General features: G+C 59.3%; 15 protein-coding genes. 8 read left to right on the top strand and 7 right to left on the bottom strand.

Annotated elements, in window-relative coordinates; translation table 11 throughout:
- Positions 1–35: 35 nt before the first annotated feature.
- The 3 genes from FN828_RS03450 to FN828_RS03440 all read left to right on the top strand — a co-directional run bounded on the left by FN828_RS03450 (position 36) and on the right by FN828_RS03440 (position 2,390).
- Positions 36–1,109 (top strand): BMP family ABC transporter substrate-binding protein, encoded by a 1,074-nt coding sequence (locus tag FN828_RS03450; protein ID WP_142491991.1) that lies wholly within the window; start codon positions 36–38, stop codon positions 1,107–1,109.
- A gap of 182 nt (positions 1,110–1,291) precedes the next feature.
- Positions 1,292–1,942, top strand: a complete 651-nt coding sequence (locus tag FN828_RS03445) for a DUF938 domain-containing protein (RefSeq protein WP_142491990.1) — start codon at positions 1,292–1,294, stop codon at positions 1,940–1,942.
- 109 nt (positions 1,943–2,051) lie between these two features.
- Complete coding sequence (locus FN828_RS03440; RefSeq protein WP_142491989.1) at positions 2,052–2,390, top strand: carboxymuconolactone decarboxylase family protein; 339 nt, start codon at positions 2,052–2,054, stop codon at positions 2,388–2,390.
- 36 nt (positions 2,391–2,426) lie between these two features.
- On the opposite strand, the gene FN828_RS03435 is transcribed toward FN828_RS03440, so the two are convergent.
- Together FN828_RS03435 and FN828_RS03430 are read right to left on the bottom strand one after the other, a co-directional pair.
- Positions 2,427–2,744 carry a hypothetical protein gene (locus FN828_RS03435; RefSeq protein WP_142491988.1) on the bottom strand — a complete coding sequence of 106 codons (318 nt, stop codon included), beginning with the start codon at positions 2,742–2,744 and terminating at the stop codon, positions 2,427–2,429.
- 179 nt (positions 2,745–2,923) lie between these two features.
- Positions 2,924–5,428, bottom strand: coding sequence for a GcvT family protein (locus tag FN828_RS03430; RefSeq protein WP_142491987.1), 2,505 nt, complete (start codon positions 5,426–5,428; stop codon positions 2,924–2,926).
- A gap of 193 nt (positions 5,429–5,621) precedes the next feature.
- Here FN828_RS03430 and panC point away from each other — a divergent pair, with 193 nt between their 5' ends.
- From panC to FN828_RS03405, 5 genes are all read left to right on the top strand, one after another.
- Positions 5,622–6,470, top strand: coding sequence for a pantoate--beta-alanine ligase (gene panC, locus FN828_RS03425; RefSeq protein WP_142491986.1), 849 nt, complete (start codon positions 5,622–5,624; stop codon positions 6,468–6,470).
- Positions 6,467–7,276 carry a 3-methyl-2-oxobutanoate hydroxymethyltransferase gene (gene panB / locus FN828_RS03420; protein ID WP_142491985.1) on the top strand — a complete coding sequence of 270 codons (810 nt, stop codon included), beginning with the start codon at positions 6,467–6,469 and terminating at the stop codon, positions 7,274–7,276. Before panC ends, panB begins: the two co-directional genes overlap by 4 nt.
- Positions 7,277–7,528: 252 nt before the next feature.
- Entirely contained in the window at positions 7,529–8,311 is a 783-nt protein-coding gene (gene surE, locus FN828_RS03415) for a 5'/3'-nucleotidase SurE (protein WP_142491984.1), read from the top strand.
- Positions 8,308–8,961, top strand: coding sequence for a protein-L-isoaspartate(D-aspartate) O-methyltransferase (locus tag FN828_RS03410; protein ID WP_142491983.1), 654 nt, complete (start codon positions 8,308–8,310; stop codon positions 8,959–8,961). The genes surE and FN828_RS03410 overlap by 4 nt, the downstream gene beginning before the upstream one ends.
- Positions 8,962–9,017: 56 nt before the next feature.
- Entirely contained in the window at positions 9,018–10,229 is a 1,212-nt protein-coding gene (locus FN828_RS03405) for a M23 family metallopeptidase (RefSeq protein WP_142491982.1), read from the top strand.
- A gap of 98 nt (positions 10,230–10,327) precedes the next feature.
- Here the strand turns inward: FN828_RS03405 and FN828_RS03400 are convergent, their stop codons facing one another.
- The 5 genes from FN828_RS03400 to FN828_RS03380 all read right to left on the bottom strand — a co-directional run bounded on the left by FN828_RS03400 (position 10,328) and on the right by FN828_RS03380 (position 14,079).
- Positions 10,328–11,122: an ATP-binding protein gene (locus FN828_RS03400; RefSeq protein ID WP_142492051.1), complete on the bottom strand. Its 795-nt coding sequence runs from the start codon at positions 11,120–11,122 to the stop codon at positions 10,328–10,330.
- 38 nt (positions 11,123–11,160) lie between these two features.
- A complete protein-coding gene (gene tatC, locus FN828_RS03395) occupies positions 11,161–12,081 on the bottom strand; it encodes a twin-arginine translocase subunit TatC (RefSeq protein ID WP_142491981.1) in 921 nt (306 codons plus the stop codon).
- Positions 12,078–12,614: a Sec-independent protein translocase protein TatB gene (gene tatB, locus FN828_RS03390; RefSeq protein ID WP_142491980.1), complete on the bottom strand. Its 537-nt coding sequence runs from the start codon at positions 12,612–12,614 to the stop codon at positions 12,078–12,080. Before tatB ends, tatC begins: the two co-directional genes overlap by 4 nt.
- A gap of 3 nt (positions 12,615–12,617) precedes the next feature.
- A complete protein-coding gene (locus tag FN828_RS03385; protein ID WP_142491979.1) occupies positions 12,618–12,833 on the bottom strand; it encodes a twin-arginine translocase TatA/TatE family subunit in 216 nt (71 codons plus the stop codon).
- Positions 12,834–12,984: 151 nt separating this feature from the next.
- Positions 12,985–14,079 carry an ABC transporter ATP-binding protein gene (locus FN828_RS03380; protein WP_235891384.1) on the bottom strand — a complete coding sequence of 365 codons (1,095 nt, stop codon included), beginning with the start codon at positions 14,077–14,079 and terminating at the stop codon, positions 12,985–12,987.
- Positions 14,080–14,127 lie beyond the last annotated feature (48 nt).

Raw genomic sequence — 14,127 nt, 5'->3', positions numbered from 1 at the left:
AACTGAAACCTGAACCACCAACAGGGGGAACCCGTATGAAACTAACGAAACTTCTGACAACTGCCGCAATGGCGCTGGGTCTGGCGACCGCCGCCGTGGCCGCAGATAAAACCAAGGTCGGCTTCATCTATGTTGGCCCGCGCAATGATGGCGGCTGGAGCCAACACCACCACGAAGCAGCGGTGGAAATGGCCAAGCATTTCGGCGACAAGGTGGAAATCGTCGAGCAGGAAAACGTCCCCGAAGGCGCGGATGCCGAGCGTGTGATTACCCAGATGGCCCTGCAAGGTGCCGATCTGATCTTTACCACGTCTTTCGGCTTCATGGACCCCACGGTGAACGTGGCGAAAAAATTCCCGAACGTGAAATTTGAACACGCCACCGGCTATAAGACCGCGCCGAACGTGTCTGTTTATTCGGCCCGTTTCTACGAAGGCCGCGCCATTCAGGGCACGCTGGCCGGACGCATGACCAAATCGAACGTGGTGGGCTATATTGCGTCCTACCCGATCCCCGAAGTGATCCGGGGCATCAACTCGGCCTATATCCACGCCAAGAAGGTCAACCCGAATGTGAAATTCAAAATCGTCTGGGCCTTTACCTGGTTTGATCCCGCGAAAGAGGCCGACGCCGCCAAGGTGCTGATCGAACAGGGCGCTGACGTGATCCTGCAACACACCGATTCCACCGCACCGCACGCGGCCGCGCAGGCAGCGGGCAATGTCTATACCTTTGGTCAGGCCGCCGATATGGCCGAATATGGCCCGATGCCGCGGATCAGCTCGATCATCGACGTCTGGGCACCCTATTACATTCAACGCACCCAAGCCGTCATCGACGGAAGCTGGGCCAGCGTGAACACATGGGACGGCATCAAAGCCGGTATGGTTGGCATCGGCGAAATTTCTGACGTGGTTCCGGCGGATGTAAAAGCCGAGGCCGTCGCCCTGCAAGACGCTATCGTTTCGGGCGCCTATCATCCCTTCACCGGCCCGCTAAACAAGCAAGACGGCACCCCCTGGCTGGCTGCGGGCGAAGTGGCCGATGATGGCGCATTGGCCGGTCTGAACTTCTATGTCGAAGGCATCGAAGGCGCGATCCCGCAATAAGCGGCCCATCGGATGAATTCAGAAAGCCCCGGCAACCGCGCCGGGGCTTTTTCGTTGGCAGATGGGGGCGTTGCCCCCGGTCGCCTGCGGCGCCCTCCCCCAGAGTATTTGAGATCAGAAAGAAATGCTGGGAAGGATGGTTGTGCTTTCTTTGAGCCGCATGGCGTGGCATTGCTGAGGCTATGAGCGATAAACTGATCTTACCCGATACCCATTCCCTTGCGGATACGGCCCCGGACGGGCGCATGTATGCGCCGTCAGCAGCACGCAATATTGATGCGATTATAGCGGTTGTGGCCGAACACGCCCCCCAACAGGGGGCGGCGTTGGAAATTGCCTCGGGGACCGGGGAACATGCGGCGGCGCTGGCGCGGCATTTGCCCGGATTGATCTGGCAGCCCAGCGACCCGGCAGAAGATCGCCGCCGGTCCATTGATGCCCATGCCGCCGGGATAGAGAATATTCGCCCAGCCGTGGCATTAAATGCCGCCCAGCCGGGATGGTCGGCGGAGCATCCCGATCAGGCGCTGATCCTGACCGTGAATTTACTGCATCTGATCCCTGAACCGGACGCCAAAACCCTGATTGCCGAGGCTGCGCTGGCGCTGGCATCGGGGGGGCGATTGATCCTGTATGGTCCGTTTCTGCGCGATGGGGAAACCACATCCGATGGTGATGCCCGGTTTGATGCCAGCCTGCGCGCCCAAGATCCCCGGATCGGATATAAGGACGATTGGGATGTCATTGACTGGATTCATGAAAGCTGGCTGGAACTGGTCCAGGTGATTGAAATGCCAGCCAATAATCTGTGTTTTGTCGCCCGAAAGCCCTGACTTTTTGCATATGACGTAACGCAATCTGCGCCAATCTGATCAGGATCAAAGCGCCCTGCCCCAGCGCGTGTTTTGCCCCGACGCAGGAAACTTATAAGGACTTTGGAATATGGCCTGGACCGACAAACTGGACGGCACCCGCAACCAGCTTCGCGCCCTGAACAAAACCATCCCCGACACCACCCGCGCGTTTGGCGCCTTGGGCAAAGCGGTGAAAGAAGGCGGAACGCTGGACTTCAAAACCAAGGAATTCGTGGCCTTGGGGATTGCCGTATCGCAACGCTGCGAATCCTGCATCGTGCTGCATGTTGATACCCTGATCAAAGCCGGGGCCACCCGCGAAGAGGTTGGCGATGTTCTGGCGATGACGATCCAGATGGGCGGCGGCCCCGCCATGATGTATGCGGCCAAGGCGCTGGAATGCTATGACGAGCTGACTGCCCAGTAACATGAAAAACGGCGGCCATTTGGCCGCCGTTTGTTTTTATTTGCAGTTGCCTTTTTGGGGTGCGTAACAATAGGCGGGACCACCATTCGAGGGAACACAGACTCTCATGCCACCAGTGCAAATCAACCCGCCCTTACATTCGGCATATCCCGGACGATAACAGCCCCCCGGCCCATATGGCCCCGCCGGACACGGCTGCGTTCCTGTATAGGGGCAGCTTTGCGCCAACTGGTAGGTCCCATCCGCAGCGAAACTCTGAAGCTTACCTGTCAGCGGTGCCTGTTCACCTGCAAGGGCCATACCCGCCCCAAAAACCATCAACAGACCAATCGTTGTAGCAGAAATAAGTTTCATACCGACTCTCCTATAGCCGGAGCCTGAAAGCCGCGCCAAAACAACACGCTCAGCCATTCTCGAATGCCTGAGACAGGCTCCATATAAGAATTATCGCATGTAATTATCAAAAGTGCGTTGATCCTGATCAAAGGATCAACGCAAAGAAGCCGCCCCGAAAACCGGAGCGCGCCATGCCCTTAGCCATCCTTGCGGATGGTTTCGTTTTTGGGATCATAGGGGCTGTCGCAGGTCACGACGGCATCCCATAGCTGATCGAACATTTTGACCTTCAGCTTGGTGCCTTCGACCGCCAGATCGGGGCGCACATAGCCCATGCCGATGGATTTGCCGAAAGCCACCGAATACCCGCCCGAGGTCAGGCGGCCAACACGGGTGCCATCCTCTTGGTACAGCACCTCGCGGCCCCACGGGTCGGCATCTGCCGGGCCATCAATCAACAGGGTGCAGCACTGGCTGCGGATGCCCTTGTCCACCATCGCATCTTTACCGTGGAATGCCTTGGACAGGTCGATAAAGCGCGGCAGGTCAGCTTCGGCGGGTGTGGCATCGCGGCCCAGTTCATTGCCGAAGGCGCGATAGGATTTTTCCTGACGCAGCCAGTTCTGCGCCCGCGCCCCCACCAGTTTCAGCCCGTATTTCTGCCCTGCGGCCATCAGCAGATCCCACAGGTAGTTCTGCATTTCGATCGGGTGGTGCAATTCCCAGCCCAATTCGCCGGTATAGGCCACGCGGATTGCATCCACCGGGCACATGCCCAGTTCAATCCGGTGCGAGGACAGCCACGGGAAGCGTTTGTTCGACAGTGCCGTTTCCGGGTCCGCGTCTTTCAGCACCTCTTTCAGCAGGTCGCGCGATTTTGGGCCAGCCACGGCAAACACGCCGTATTGGGTGGTCACGTCCTGAATTTCGATATAACCGAATTCGCCGGCCTTATCTTCGGCGGCCTTGCGCAGATAATCCGCGTCATAGGCAGACCACGCCCCGGCAGACACCAGATAATAGTCATCTTCGCCACGGCGCACGATGGTATATTCCGTGCGCGTCGTCCCGGCGCTGGTCAGCGCATAGGTCAGGTTGATCCGCCCCACCTTGGGCAGTTTGTTGCAGGTGAACCAGTCCAGAAACTGCGTGGCACCGGGGCCTTTGACGACATGCTTGGTAAAGGCGGTGGCGTCGATCAGGCCCACGCCTTCGCGGATCGCCTTTGCCTCGTCCACGGCATATTGCCACCAGCCACCACGGCGGAAGCTGCGGGCGTTGTGATCGAAATTCGCAGGCGCATCGACCGGGCCGTAATAGTTGGGACGTTCCCAACCGTTCACCACGCCGAATTGTGCGCCCATTGCCTTTTGCCGATCATAGGCAGGCGCGGTGCGCAGCGGGCGGGCGGCTTCGCGTTCTTCGTCCGGGTGGTGCAGGATGAAAACATGCTCGTAGCATTCTTCGTTCTTTTGCACCGCGTAATCGGTGGTCATCCACGGACCATAGCGTTTCGGGTCCAGCGATGCCATGTCGATCTCGGCTTCGCCTTCGACCATCATCTGCGCCAGATAATAGCCGGTGCCACCTGCGGCGGTGATGCCGAAACTGAACCCTTCGGCCAGCCACATGTTGCGCAGCCCCGGCGCCGGACCAACCAGCGGGTTGCCATCGGGGGTGTAACAGATCGGGCCGTTGAAATCGTCCTTCAGGCCCACCGTTTCCGAAGACGGAAGCCGGTGGATCATCGACATGTATTCTTCTTCGATCCGCTCCAGATCCAGCGGGAACAGGTCCGCGCGGAAGCTATCGGGCACGCCATATTGGAACCGTGCGGGCGCATTGCGTTCATAGGGGCCAAGGATCCAGCCGCCGCGTTCTTCGCGGACATACCATTTGGCATCGGCATCGCGCAGCACCGGATGTTCCGCACCGCCGTTTTTGCGATATTCCACCAGCGCCGGATCGGGTTCGGTAACGATGAACTGGTGTTCCACCGGGATTGCCGGGATTTTGATCCCCAGCAGCTTTGCCGTGCGCTGCGCGTGGTTGCCCGTGGCCGTGACCACATGTTCGGCGGTGATGACCGTTTGTTCATCGGACGGAACAAGGTTGCCGCCCTTTTCCACCATCTTGGTGACGGTGACGCGCCATTCGCTGCCGGTCCATTCATAGCCATCGACCTGCCATTTGCGTTCGATGATCACACCGCGCTGACGTGCGCCCTTGGCCATCGCCATCGTCACATCCGCCGGATTGATATAGCCATCGGTCGGGTGGTAAATCGCGCCTTTCAGCCCTTCGATGTTCACCAGCGGCCAGCGTTCCTTGATCTGCGCCGGGGTCATCCATTCATAAGGCACACCCGCCGTTTCCGCCGTGGTGGCGTACACCATATATTCATCCATCCGCGCCTGCGTCTGCGCCATGCGCAGGTTGCCCACGATGGAAAAGCCCGCGTTCAAGCCAGTTTCGGCCTCTAGCGTCTTATAGAAATCGACGGAATATTTATGAATATGCGTGGTCGCATAGGACATGTTGAACAGCGGCAACAGCCCGGCCGCGTGCCATGTTGATCCGCTGGTCAGCTCGTCCCGTTCCAACAACATCACATCGGACCAACCCGCACGGGCCAGATGATAAGCGATCGAGGTGCCGACGGCGCCACCACCGACGACAAGGGCTTTGACATGGGTTTTCATTACGCAGGCGACTCCGTTGCGTGGATTTGCCTGTGATGTTTACCGATTGCATCGGCCCTCGCTTTTACCAGCCGACCCATGATTGCCTGAAACCGACACTGCGTCACAAATCCGCCGTTTCGGGTGCAATTGCTTGCCGCCGCGCAGCAAATACCGTAAAACTACGGTAATTTCCCTGAGGAGACCCATGCCAATGCAAATTTGCCGCACTATTGCCGACACCCGCGCCGCCGTTGCGGCCCTGCGCGGAACAGGCAAATCCATTGGTTTTGTGCCAACGATGGGCTTTTTGCATGACGGCCACCTGTCGCTGGTGGCCCGCGCCCAAGCGGAATGCGGTGCAACAGTGGTGTCGATTTTCGTGAACCCCACCCAATTTGGCGAGGCGGCGGATCTGTCCGCCTATCCCCGCAACGAATCTGGCGATCTGGCGCTGCTGGAACAGGCCGGGGTGGATGTGGTGTTCCTGCCCGACGTTGACACCATGTACCCCGCGGGGGATGAAACCGTCGTCGAAACCACCCGCCTTGCCAATATCCTGCATGGGCAGGTCCGGCCCGGCCATTTTCGCGGTGTCGCCTCTGTGGTCACACGGTTGTTCAATATCGTACAGCCCGATGTCGCGGTGTTTGGCGAAAAAGATTACCAGCAACTACAGGTCATCCGGCAAATGGTGCGCGACCTGCACATGCCCGTGCGTATCATCGGCGGGCCAACCGTCCGCGAAGCCGACGGGCTGGCCATGTCCTCGCGCAATGTGCGGCTGTCTGCGGAAGATCGCGCCGCTGCAATTGTGCTGAACCGCGCCCTGAACGCGGCGCAGGATCACGCCCACCGCCCCGGTGCCACAGTGGATGACCTGCGCACCATCATCACTGACACGATAGCCGCCGAACCCCGCGCCACCTTGCGGGGGCTGGACAGCGTAACCGCCGAAGGGCTGCACCCGATCACTGGGCCACTAAGCACCCCCGTAGCGATTATGATTTCTGTCCAGTTTGGCGATATTCTTCTGATTGATCAAAAGGTTATACAACCATGAGCGCACAAACCAAAATCCGCCGCATCACCGCCCCGCAGATCACCGCCCGCAAAGGTGGGGAACCGATTGTATCGCTGACCTCTTATCACGCGCATACGGCGGCTATCGTGGACAAATACGCGGATTTCATTTTGGTGGGCGACAGTCTGGGCATGGTGATGCACGGGATGGACAGCACATTGGGCGTATCGCTGGACCTGATGATCACCCACGGCCGCGCCGTGATGCGCGGCACGCAACGGGCGATGGTCGTGGTCGACATGCCCTTTGGCACATACGAGGAAAGCCCGCAAATCGCCTTTCGCAATGCGGCGCGGATCATGCAGGAAACCGGCTGTGGCGCGGTAAAGCTGGAAGGCGGTGCGCGCATGGCCGAAACGATCCGCTTTTTGGTGGATCGCGGCATCCCCGTGATGGCGCATATCGGCCTGACCCCGCAAAGCACCAACACGATGGGCGGCTTCAAAACTCAAGGCCGGGACGAAGAGAGCTGGCCCCAACACGAGGCTGACGCCCAAGCCGTGACAAACGCCGGGGCTTTTGCGATCGTGCTGGAAGGCATGGTGGAACCATTGGCCGCGCGGATCACCAAGCAAATCGCAATCCCCACCATCGGTATCGGAGCCAGCGCCGAATGCGATGGGCAGATACTGGTACTGGAGGACATGCTGGGCCTGAACGAATGGACCCCGAAATTCGTCAAAGTCTATGGCAATCTGGGACCAGCCATTGAACAAGCCGTCAGCGAGTACACGACCGAGGTCAAATCCCGCGCCTTCCCCGGCCCGGACCAAACATATCGCTAACCCATAGCGGCGAAGCTCGGCGCCCTTGATCCTGCGGGATTGAGTATTTGAAATCAGAAAGAAGCCAGCGCAGATGCAATACCTTGGGCAAGGTGTGAAGACGCACCAAGAGCAGTTTTTACGCGATGTGTAAAAGCGGCTGATGTCACGGATATTAAGCGTGATTTAATCCCGAACCGCTTTAGGTTCTGCGCTTGCCCCAACCCAACCCCGCCGCTACTAAGGGAAAAGAGGCAAAAATGGGTGGGGCTTATGCGTATTCTGATTACCAATGACGACGGGATTAACGCACCGGGTCTGGTCGCCCTGCATGAAATTGCAACCGATCTGGCCGGTCCCGACGGCGAGGTATGGACCGTTGCCCCGGCCTTTGAACAATCCGGCGTCGGGCATTGCATCAGCTACACCCACCCCATGATGGTATCCAAAATGGGCGAGCGACGCTATGCCGCCGAAGGCAGCCCTGCCGATTGTGTTCTGGCCGGGCTGCATCATGTCTTGCAAGATGCCCGCCCCGATCTGATCCTGTCCGGGGTAAACCGGGGCAATAACTCTGCCGAGAATGCGCTGTATTCCGGCACGTTGGGCGGCGCGATGGAAGGTGCCTTGCAGCGCATTCCGTCAGTTGCCCTGTCGCAATATCTGGGACCGGATAATTTTCAGGCCGACGATCCGTTCGAGGCCGCCCGCGTCCATGCCCCCGATCTGATCCGCAAATTGCTGAGCGTCTGGCCCGAAGACAGCGCGGGCTATCGGTTGTTCTATAACATCAATTTCCCGCCGGTTTCCGCCGCCAATGTGCAGGGGATGAAAATCGCGCCGCAAGGGTTCCGCGAACACAGCCGGTTCACCTGCGAACCACACCTGTCGCCCTCCGGGCGGCAATTTCTGTGGATTCGCGGCGGTGATCAGCATCGCCCCACCGCGCCGGGCAGCGATGCCGCGGTCAATCTGGAAGGCTATATTTCGGTGACGCCCATGCGGGCCGATCTGACCGATCACGCACTGCTGGCAACACTGAAGGATCTTGAATGATCGACGACTCCGAGGACGCAACGCGAAAAATGCAGTTCCTGTTCGCCCTGCGTTCGCGCGGCGTCACCGATCAGCGCGTGTTGTCCGCAATGGAGAAGATCGACCGGGGACTGTTCGTGCGCGGGCTGTTTGCCGAACGCGCCTACGAGGATATGCCCCTGCCCATTGCCTGCGGGCAGACGATCAGCCAGCCTTCGGTTGTGGGGCTGATGACGCAGGCCTTGGAAGTCACCCCGCGCGACAAGGTGTTAGAGGTCGGCACCGGGTCCGGCTATCAGGCGGCGATCCTGTCGCAACTGGCGCGGCGGGTGTACACCGTGGACCGGCACCGCCGTCTGGTTCGTGAAGCCCGCGATATTTTCGATGCCCTGGATCTGGTCAATATTACTGCATTTACAGCCGATGGCAGCTTTGGCCTGCCCGATCAGGCGCCGTTTGATCGCATCCTTGTGACAGCCGCCGCCGAAGACCCGCCCGGCCCTCTCTTGGCCCAATTGAAAATCGGGGGTATCATGGTGCTGCCTGTGGGCCAGTCGGATGCGGTGCAAAGCTTGATCCGCGTGCGGCGTCTGGAACAGGGTTTTGACTATGACGAATTACGCCCGGTTCGCTTTGTTCCGCTGGTCGAAGGGCTGGCACGGGACGAGTGATCGGCAAACGATGGTGACAAAGCCCCGGTGAACAGGGGCGTATAGAGGAAATCGAGATGACCCAGACCCGCCGATATTTTCCGGCCCGCCTGATCCTTGCAGGGTCCGCGCTGGCGTTGCTGACCGCCTGCGACAAACCTTTTGATTTTGATCTGCGCGGCAATTTCGGCAATGCGCTGTCAACAGCGGACGCCGCCCGCCAAGCCACCGGGCAGCGCCCGAAACCGGACAATCGCGGGATCATATCCTATCCCGGTTATCAGGTCGTTGTGGCGCGCGGCGGCGATACTGTCGCGGATGTGGCCACCCGGATTGGCATGAATGCCGAAGAACTGGCCCGTTACAACGGTGTTCAAACCGGCGATGTGCTACGCAAGGACGAAGTACTGGCCCTGCCCCGCCGTGTTGCGGAACCCTCCCCCGATACTGGTGCCGCGACAACCGGCCCGATCCAGCCCCCGTCGACGGTAGATATTGAAAGCATCGCAGGCGGAGCGATTGACCGCGCGTCGGCCTCGAAGGTGGAAACCTCGGAACTGCCAAAAACGGAAGCGGCCAAACCCGCAGAAAAAGTACAGGTCGGGATTGAACCGATCCGCCATAGGGTGCAGCGGGGCGAAACCGCCTATACGATTTCGCGGATGTATAATGTATCCGTGCGCGCGCTTGCCGAATGGAACGGGCTGGGACCGGACTTCAAAATCCGCGAAGGCCAGTATTTGCTGATCCCGGTGCCGGATACCGCTGCGCCGAAACGCAAGCCCGCTGCCGCTGCGCAAAACACGCAACCGGGACAGGGCAGCCCAACCCCGGTGCCGCCCAGCGCCAAACAGGCCTTGCCCGCCGAGAAAACCACCCCGGCCGCAAAGGCAAAACCGGCCACGGGTGCGCCTGATCTGGGGAAAACCCAAAGCAGCAAGGCACAGATGGACATGCCTGTGAATGGCAGCATCATCCGCGATTACAAGAAGGGCAAAAACGATGGGATCGACATCGCGGCAGCCCCCGGCACAGCGGTACGCGCGGCAGCGGCTGGCACAGTCGCGGCAATCACCACGGATGCCGATCAGGTGCCGATCCTGCTGATCAAACACGACAACAACCTGCTGACCGTTTACGCCAATGTGGATGCGATTTCCGTGAAAAAGGGCGATACGATCAAGCGCGGGCAAAGCGTGGGGAAAATCCGCGCAGGTCAATCGAACTATGTGCATTTCGAGGTGCGCAAAGGGTTCGATGCCGTCGATCCGACCCCTTATCTGAAATAAGGTTGGATCCCAATGTGGCCCGCTATCGCGGGCCGCATAACAAATGCGCCCCCTTACGGGGGCGGTATGAGTATTTCAGGCAAGATGAAATCAGCGCGTCAGAGGCGCACGCCCTTACGCCCGGCCAAGTCCGTGAAATATTGCCACGCCACCCGGCCCGAGCGCGATCCGCGCGTCGCCTGCCATTCAATAGCTTCAGCCCGCAGGGTGTCTTCGTCCACCTGCACCCCGTAAGCATCGCAATAGCCCCGGATCATCGCCAGATAGTCATCCTGCGTGCATGGGTGGAAGCCCAACCACAGGCCGAAACGGTCGGACAGGGATACTTTTTCCTCGACGGCCTCGGACGGGTTGATGGCGCTGGAGCGTTCGTTTTCGATCATGTCGCGCGGCATCAGATGGCGGCGGTTCGATGTGGCGTAGAACACCACATTGTCAGGCCGCCCTTCGATCCCGCCATCCAGAACCGCCTTCAGCGATTTGTAATGCTGGTCGTCGTGGGAAAAAGACAGGTCATCGCAGAACAACAGGAAGCGTTCGCCGCTGTCGCGCAGCAGGTTCAGCAACCGGGCAACGCTGGGCAGGTCTTCGCGCTGTAGTTCCACGATTTTCAGCGCATGGCCTTGTTTCAGCACCTCGGCATGGATGGCTTTGACCAATGACGATTTGCCCATCCCGCGCGAACCCCACAGCAAGGCATTGTTCGCAGGCATCCCTTGGGCGAATTGCAGCGTATTGGCCAGCAGCGTATCGCGGGTGCGATCCACCCCGATCAGCAATGACAAATCCACCCGGTTGACCTGTGGCACGGGGGCCAGACGGTCCGGTTCCACATGCCAAACGAACGCATCCGCCGCAGCAAAATCAGGGGCATCCAGCGGCGCGGGGGACATACGTTCCAGCGCCGCAGCGATCCGTTTCAGGTGTTTTTTCACTTGGACGTGTCCTTGTCGTCGTCATCCTCTTGGTCGAATTCCTTCAACAAGGGATCGTCGAATTCTTCTTCCTCGTCCGCGAAACCCTCTTCGTCGTCGTAATAGCCTTCTTCGCGCAGGCGTTCTTCGCGTTTGGTTTCGACGCGGCGCACTAGGAAGATCGAAATTTCATACAGGCCGTAAACCACCACGAACAGGATGACCTGCGTCACAACATCCGGCGGCGTCACAATCGCGGCAAGGATCAAGATCCCCACGACCGCGTATTTGCGCACATTCGCCAGCCCTTCGGCGCTGACCAGCCCGGCCTTACCCATCAGGGTCAGCAGAACCGGCAACTGGAAGCACAGGCCAAAGGCGACAACGAATTTGATGGTCAGGTTCAGATATTCCTGCGCCGACCCCTGAAAGGCGATCCCGGCGGTGGCGTTATTCACGTCCCCTTCGTTCAGAACACTGCCAACCTGTTGGAACCCAAGAAAGAAATTGAACGCCATCGGGGTGACAACGAAATAGGCAAACGAAGCCCCCAAAAAGAACATGAAGGGCGAGGCAATCAGGAACGGCAGAAACGCGCCTTTTTCGGATTTATACAGGCCCGGCGCCACAAAGCGCCACATCTGGAACGCGATATAGGGGAAGGACAGCACCAGCCCCCCAACCAGCGAGATCGACACCGCGACAAAGAACCCTTCTTGCAGCTTGATCAGGATCAGCCCGCAATCGGTATGCCCCCGTTCAGCCATAGCCGTACACAGCGGATGGGTCAGGAAATTAAAGATCGGGTTCCAGACCGAAAAACAAATCACCATCCCGATGATGAATGCCACCACGGAATGAATCAGCCGCGTGCGCAGTTCCGCCAGATGCTCGATCAGGGGCGCGCTGGTATCTTCGATCTCGTCGCTGTTGGTCATGCCTTATCCTCAGAGGCAGGCGCTTTCCCGGCGCTTTTTTTCGGGGCCTTCTTGGCCGGGGCCTTTGCGCCCGATTTGGCCGGGGCCTTTGCCTTGGCCTCTTTGGGGGCCGCTTTCTTGACTGGTTTGGCGTCAGGTTCGGGGCTGTCTGCGGCGGCAGCTTCGGCGGCCTGACGGTCGCTTGCGGCCTTGGCGCTGGCATCGTGGATCTTTTTCGCCATCGCGGCGCGATCCTCGTCCAGCCCGGTTTCTTTGCCCGGTTCCCAGTTTTTGAAGCTATCGGTTGCTTCTTTGACCTTGTCCAGACCGAACTGTTTGGGATTGGCCGCTGCTTTCAACGAGGTCGAGATGTCCTTCACCCCGGCTTCATCTGCGGCATCTTCCATCGCGCGGCTGAATTCCCGCGCCATGCCCTTGGCCTTGCCCACGAACCGGCCCACGGACCGGAACAGGCCCGGCAAATCCTTGGGACCGACCACGATCAACGCGACGATCCCGATGAGCAGAAGCTCCGTCCAGCCCAGATCGAACATGAATTACGCCTTGTCCTTCTCGGACTCGGGCGTCACGTCCTTGGCGTCGGCAGCGGCCTGGTCTTCCAGTTCCTTGGTGCCTTCGTTGATGCCCTTTTTGAACGAGGTGATCCCCTTGCCCACTTCGCCCATCAACGAGCTGATTTTGCCACGGCCGAACAGCACCAGCACAACGACGGCGATCAGCAGAAGGCCGGGCAGGCCGATATTGTTAAGCATGTTGTCTCTCCCTTGCTTGGGTCATTGGTGCCGACCCTGCGAAAACACATTCTGTATCTAATGTTGAACGGGCATGGTTGGAAGAACCAAAGCGCCGCAACCGGGGGATTTTTCGTATAGGCCCACCGGGGGCATCCCCTGTGGCGCGGGGTCAGACCACGCTTTTGCCCAATGGGAACACAAAACAACGATCCCGCCGGAACATCAACCACAGCGGTTTGCCCGGTTTTGGCAGGAACACATTCGGCACGGTTGCCTTTAGAATCGAGCCGTCAAAATCCATGCGGATTTCCACCAAACTTTCCGATCCCATGAAGCGGGCGCGGACCACCTCGCCCCGCGCGGCAACGCCGTCTTGCGGGGTGGGCAGCGGCCCTTTGCCCGCCCGGTCCAGATCAATCTTCAGGTGCTGCGGGCGGATCACAATCTCCACCTCGGCCCCGTCCGGAATACCGGGAGCAAGAAACTGCCCAAAGGCCGTGTCGGTCAACGCCCCCTTAACGACCCCACGTATCACATTGATATCACTAAAAAAGGAGACCGCCTGCTTATCCACCGGCGCGTTATAGATATTATAGGGCGCACCCTGCTGCACGATCTTGCCCTTGCGCATCAGGGCGATTTCGTCGGCCATGCGCATCGCTTCTTCGGGTTCATGCGTGACCAACAGAACAGCGGCGTCTTCTTCTTTCAGAAGTTCCAATGTCTGATCGCGGATGTCATCGCGCAGCCGGTTATCCAGCCCTGAAAACGGTTCATCCATCAGCATGATCCGGGGACGCGGGGCCAAGGCCCGTGCCAGCGCCACGCGCTGTTGTTCGCCGCCCGACAATAGATAGGGGAAGCCGTCAATGAAGCGTTTCAACCCGACCTTATCCAGCAGTTCCTCGACCCGCGCGCGCTTTTCCTCTTTGGTGCCTTTCAGCCCAAAGGCCACGTTATCCCCCACGCTCAGGTGCGGGAACAGCGCGAAATCCTGAAACATCAGCCCGATATGCCGCCGCTCGGGCGGGATTCGGAACACCGTGTCGCAGATCAGATTACCATCCACATAGATTTCACCCGAATCCTGCATTTCCACACCGGCAATCATCCGCAGCGTTGTGGATTTGCCGCAACCAGACGGCCCCAGCAGACAGGTTACTTGCCCCGGCATCACGCTTAAAGACACATGATCCACCACCGTCTGCCCGCCGAAACGGCGAACCAGATTGCGGATTTCCAGTCTGGGAACGGGCTGGGCCACGCGGCGCCTCCTGCTATTCCGATGGAATTTATCGGGTTTCACGGGCGC

The organism is Thalassovita litoralis (assembly GCF_900182725.1).
Lineage (GTDB): Bacteria > Pseudomonadota > Alphaproteobacteria > Rhodobacterales > Rhodobacteraceae > Thalassobius > Thalassobius litoralis.
This window is presented reverse-complemented; position numbering and strand designations above follow the sequence as displayed.

Excerpts from the sequence above, each read along its gene's own strand:
- panC (WP_142491986.1), top strand. The coding sequence starts at position 5,622 with ATGCAAATTTGCCGCACTATTGCCGACACCCGCGCCGCCGTTGCGGCC.
- FN828_RS03450 (WP_142491991.1), top strand. The coding sequence starts at position 36 with ATGAAACTAACGAAACTTCTGACAACTGCCGCAATGGCGCTGGGTCTG.
- FN828_RS03445 (WP_142491990.1), top strand. The coding sequence starts at position 1,292 with ATGAGCGATAAACTGATCTTACCCGATACCCATTCCCTTGCGGATACG.
- tatC (WP_142491981.1), bottom strand. The coding sequence starts at position 12,081 with ATGACCAACAGCGACGAGATCGAAGATACCAGCGCGCCCCTGATCGAG.
- FN828_RS03440 (WP_142491989.1), top strand. The coding sequence starts at position 2,052 with ATGGCCTGGACCGACAAACTGGACGGCACCCGCAACCAGCTTCGCGCC.
- FN828_RS03400 (WP_142492051.1), bottom strand. The coding sequence starts at position 11,122 with ATGTCCCCCGCGCCGCTGGATGCCCCTGATTTTGCTGCGGCGGATGCG.
- tatB (WP_142491980.1), bottom strand. The coding sequence starts at position 12,614 with ATGTTCGATCTGGGCTGGACGGAGCTTCTGCTCATCGGGATCGTCGCG.
- FN828_RS03435 (WP_142491988.1), bottom strand. The coding sequence starts at position 2,744 with ATGAAACTTATTTCTGCTACAACGATTGGTCTGTTGATGGTTTTTGGG.
- FN828_RS03430 (WP_142491987.1), bottom strand. The coding sequence starts at position 5,428 with ATGAAAACCCATGTCAAAGCCCTTGTCGTCGGTGGTGGCGCCGTCGGC.
- panB (WP_142491985.1), top strand. The coding sequence starts at position 6,467 with ATGAGCGCACAAACCAAAATCCGCCGCATCACCGCCCCGCAGATCACC.
- FN828_RS03385 (WP_142491979.1), bottom strand. The coding sequence starts at position 12,833 with ATGCTTAACAATATCGGCCTGCCCGGCCTTCTGCTGATCGCCGTCGTT.
- FN828_RS03410 (WP_142491983.1), top strand. The coding sequence starts at position 8,308 with ATGATCGACGACTCCGAGGACGCAACGCGAAAAATGCAGTTCCTGTTC.
- FN828_RS03405 (WP_142491982.1), top strand. The coding sequence starts at position 9,018 with ATGACCCAGACCCGCCGATATTTTCCGGCCCGCCTGATCCTTGCAGGG.
- surE (WP_142491984.1), top strand. The coding sequence starts at position 7,529 with ATGCGTATTCTGATTACCAATGACGACGGGATTAACGCACCGGGTCTG.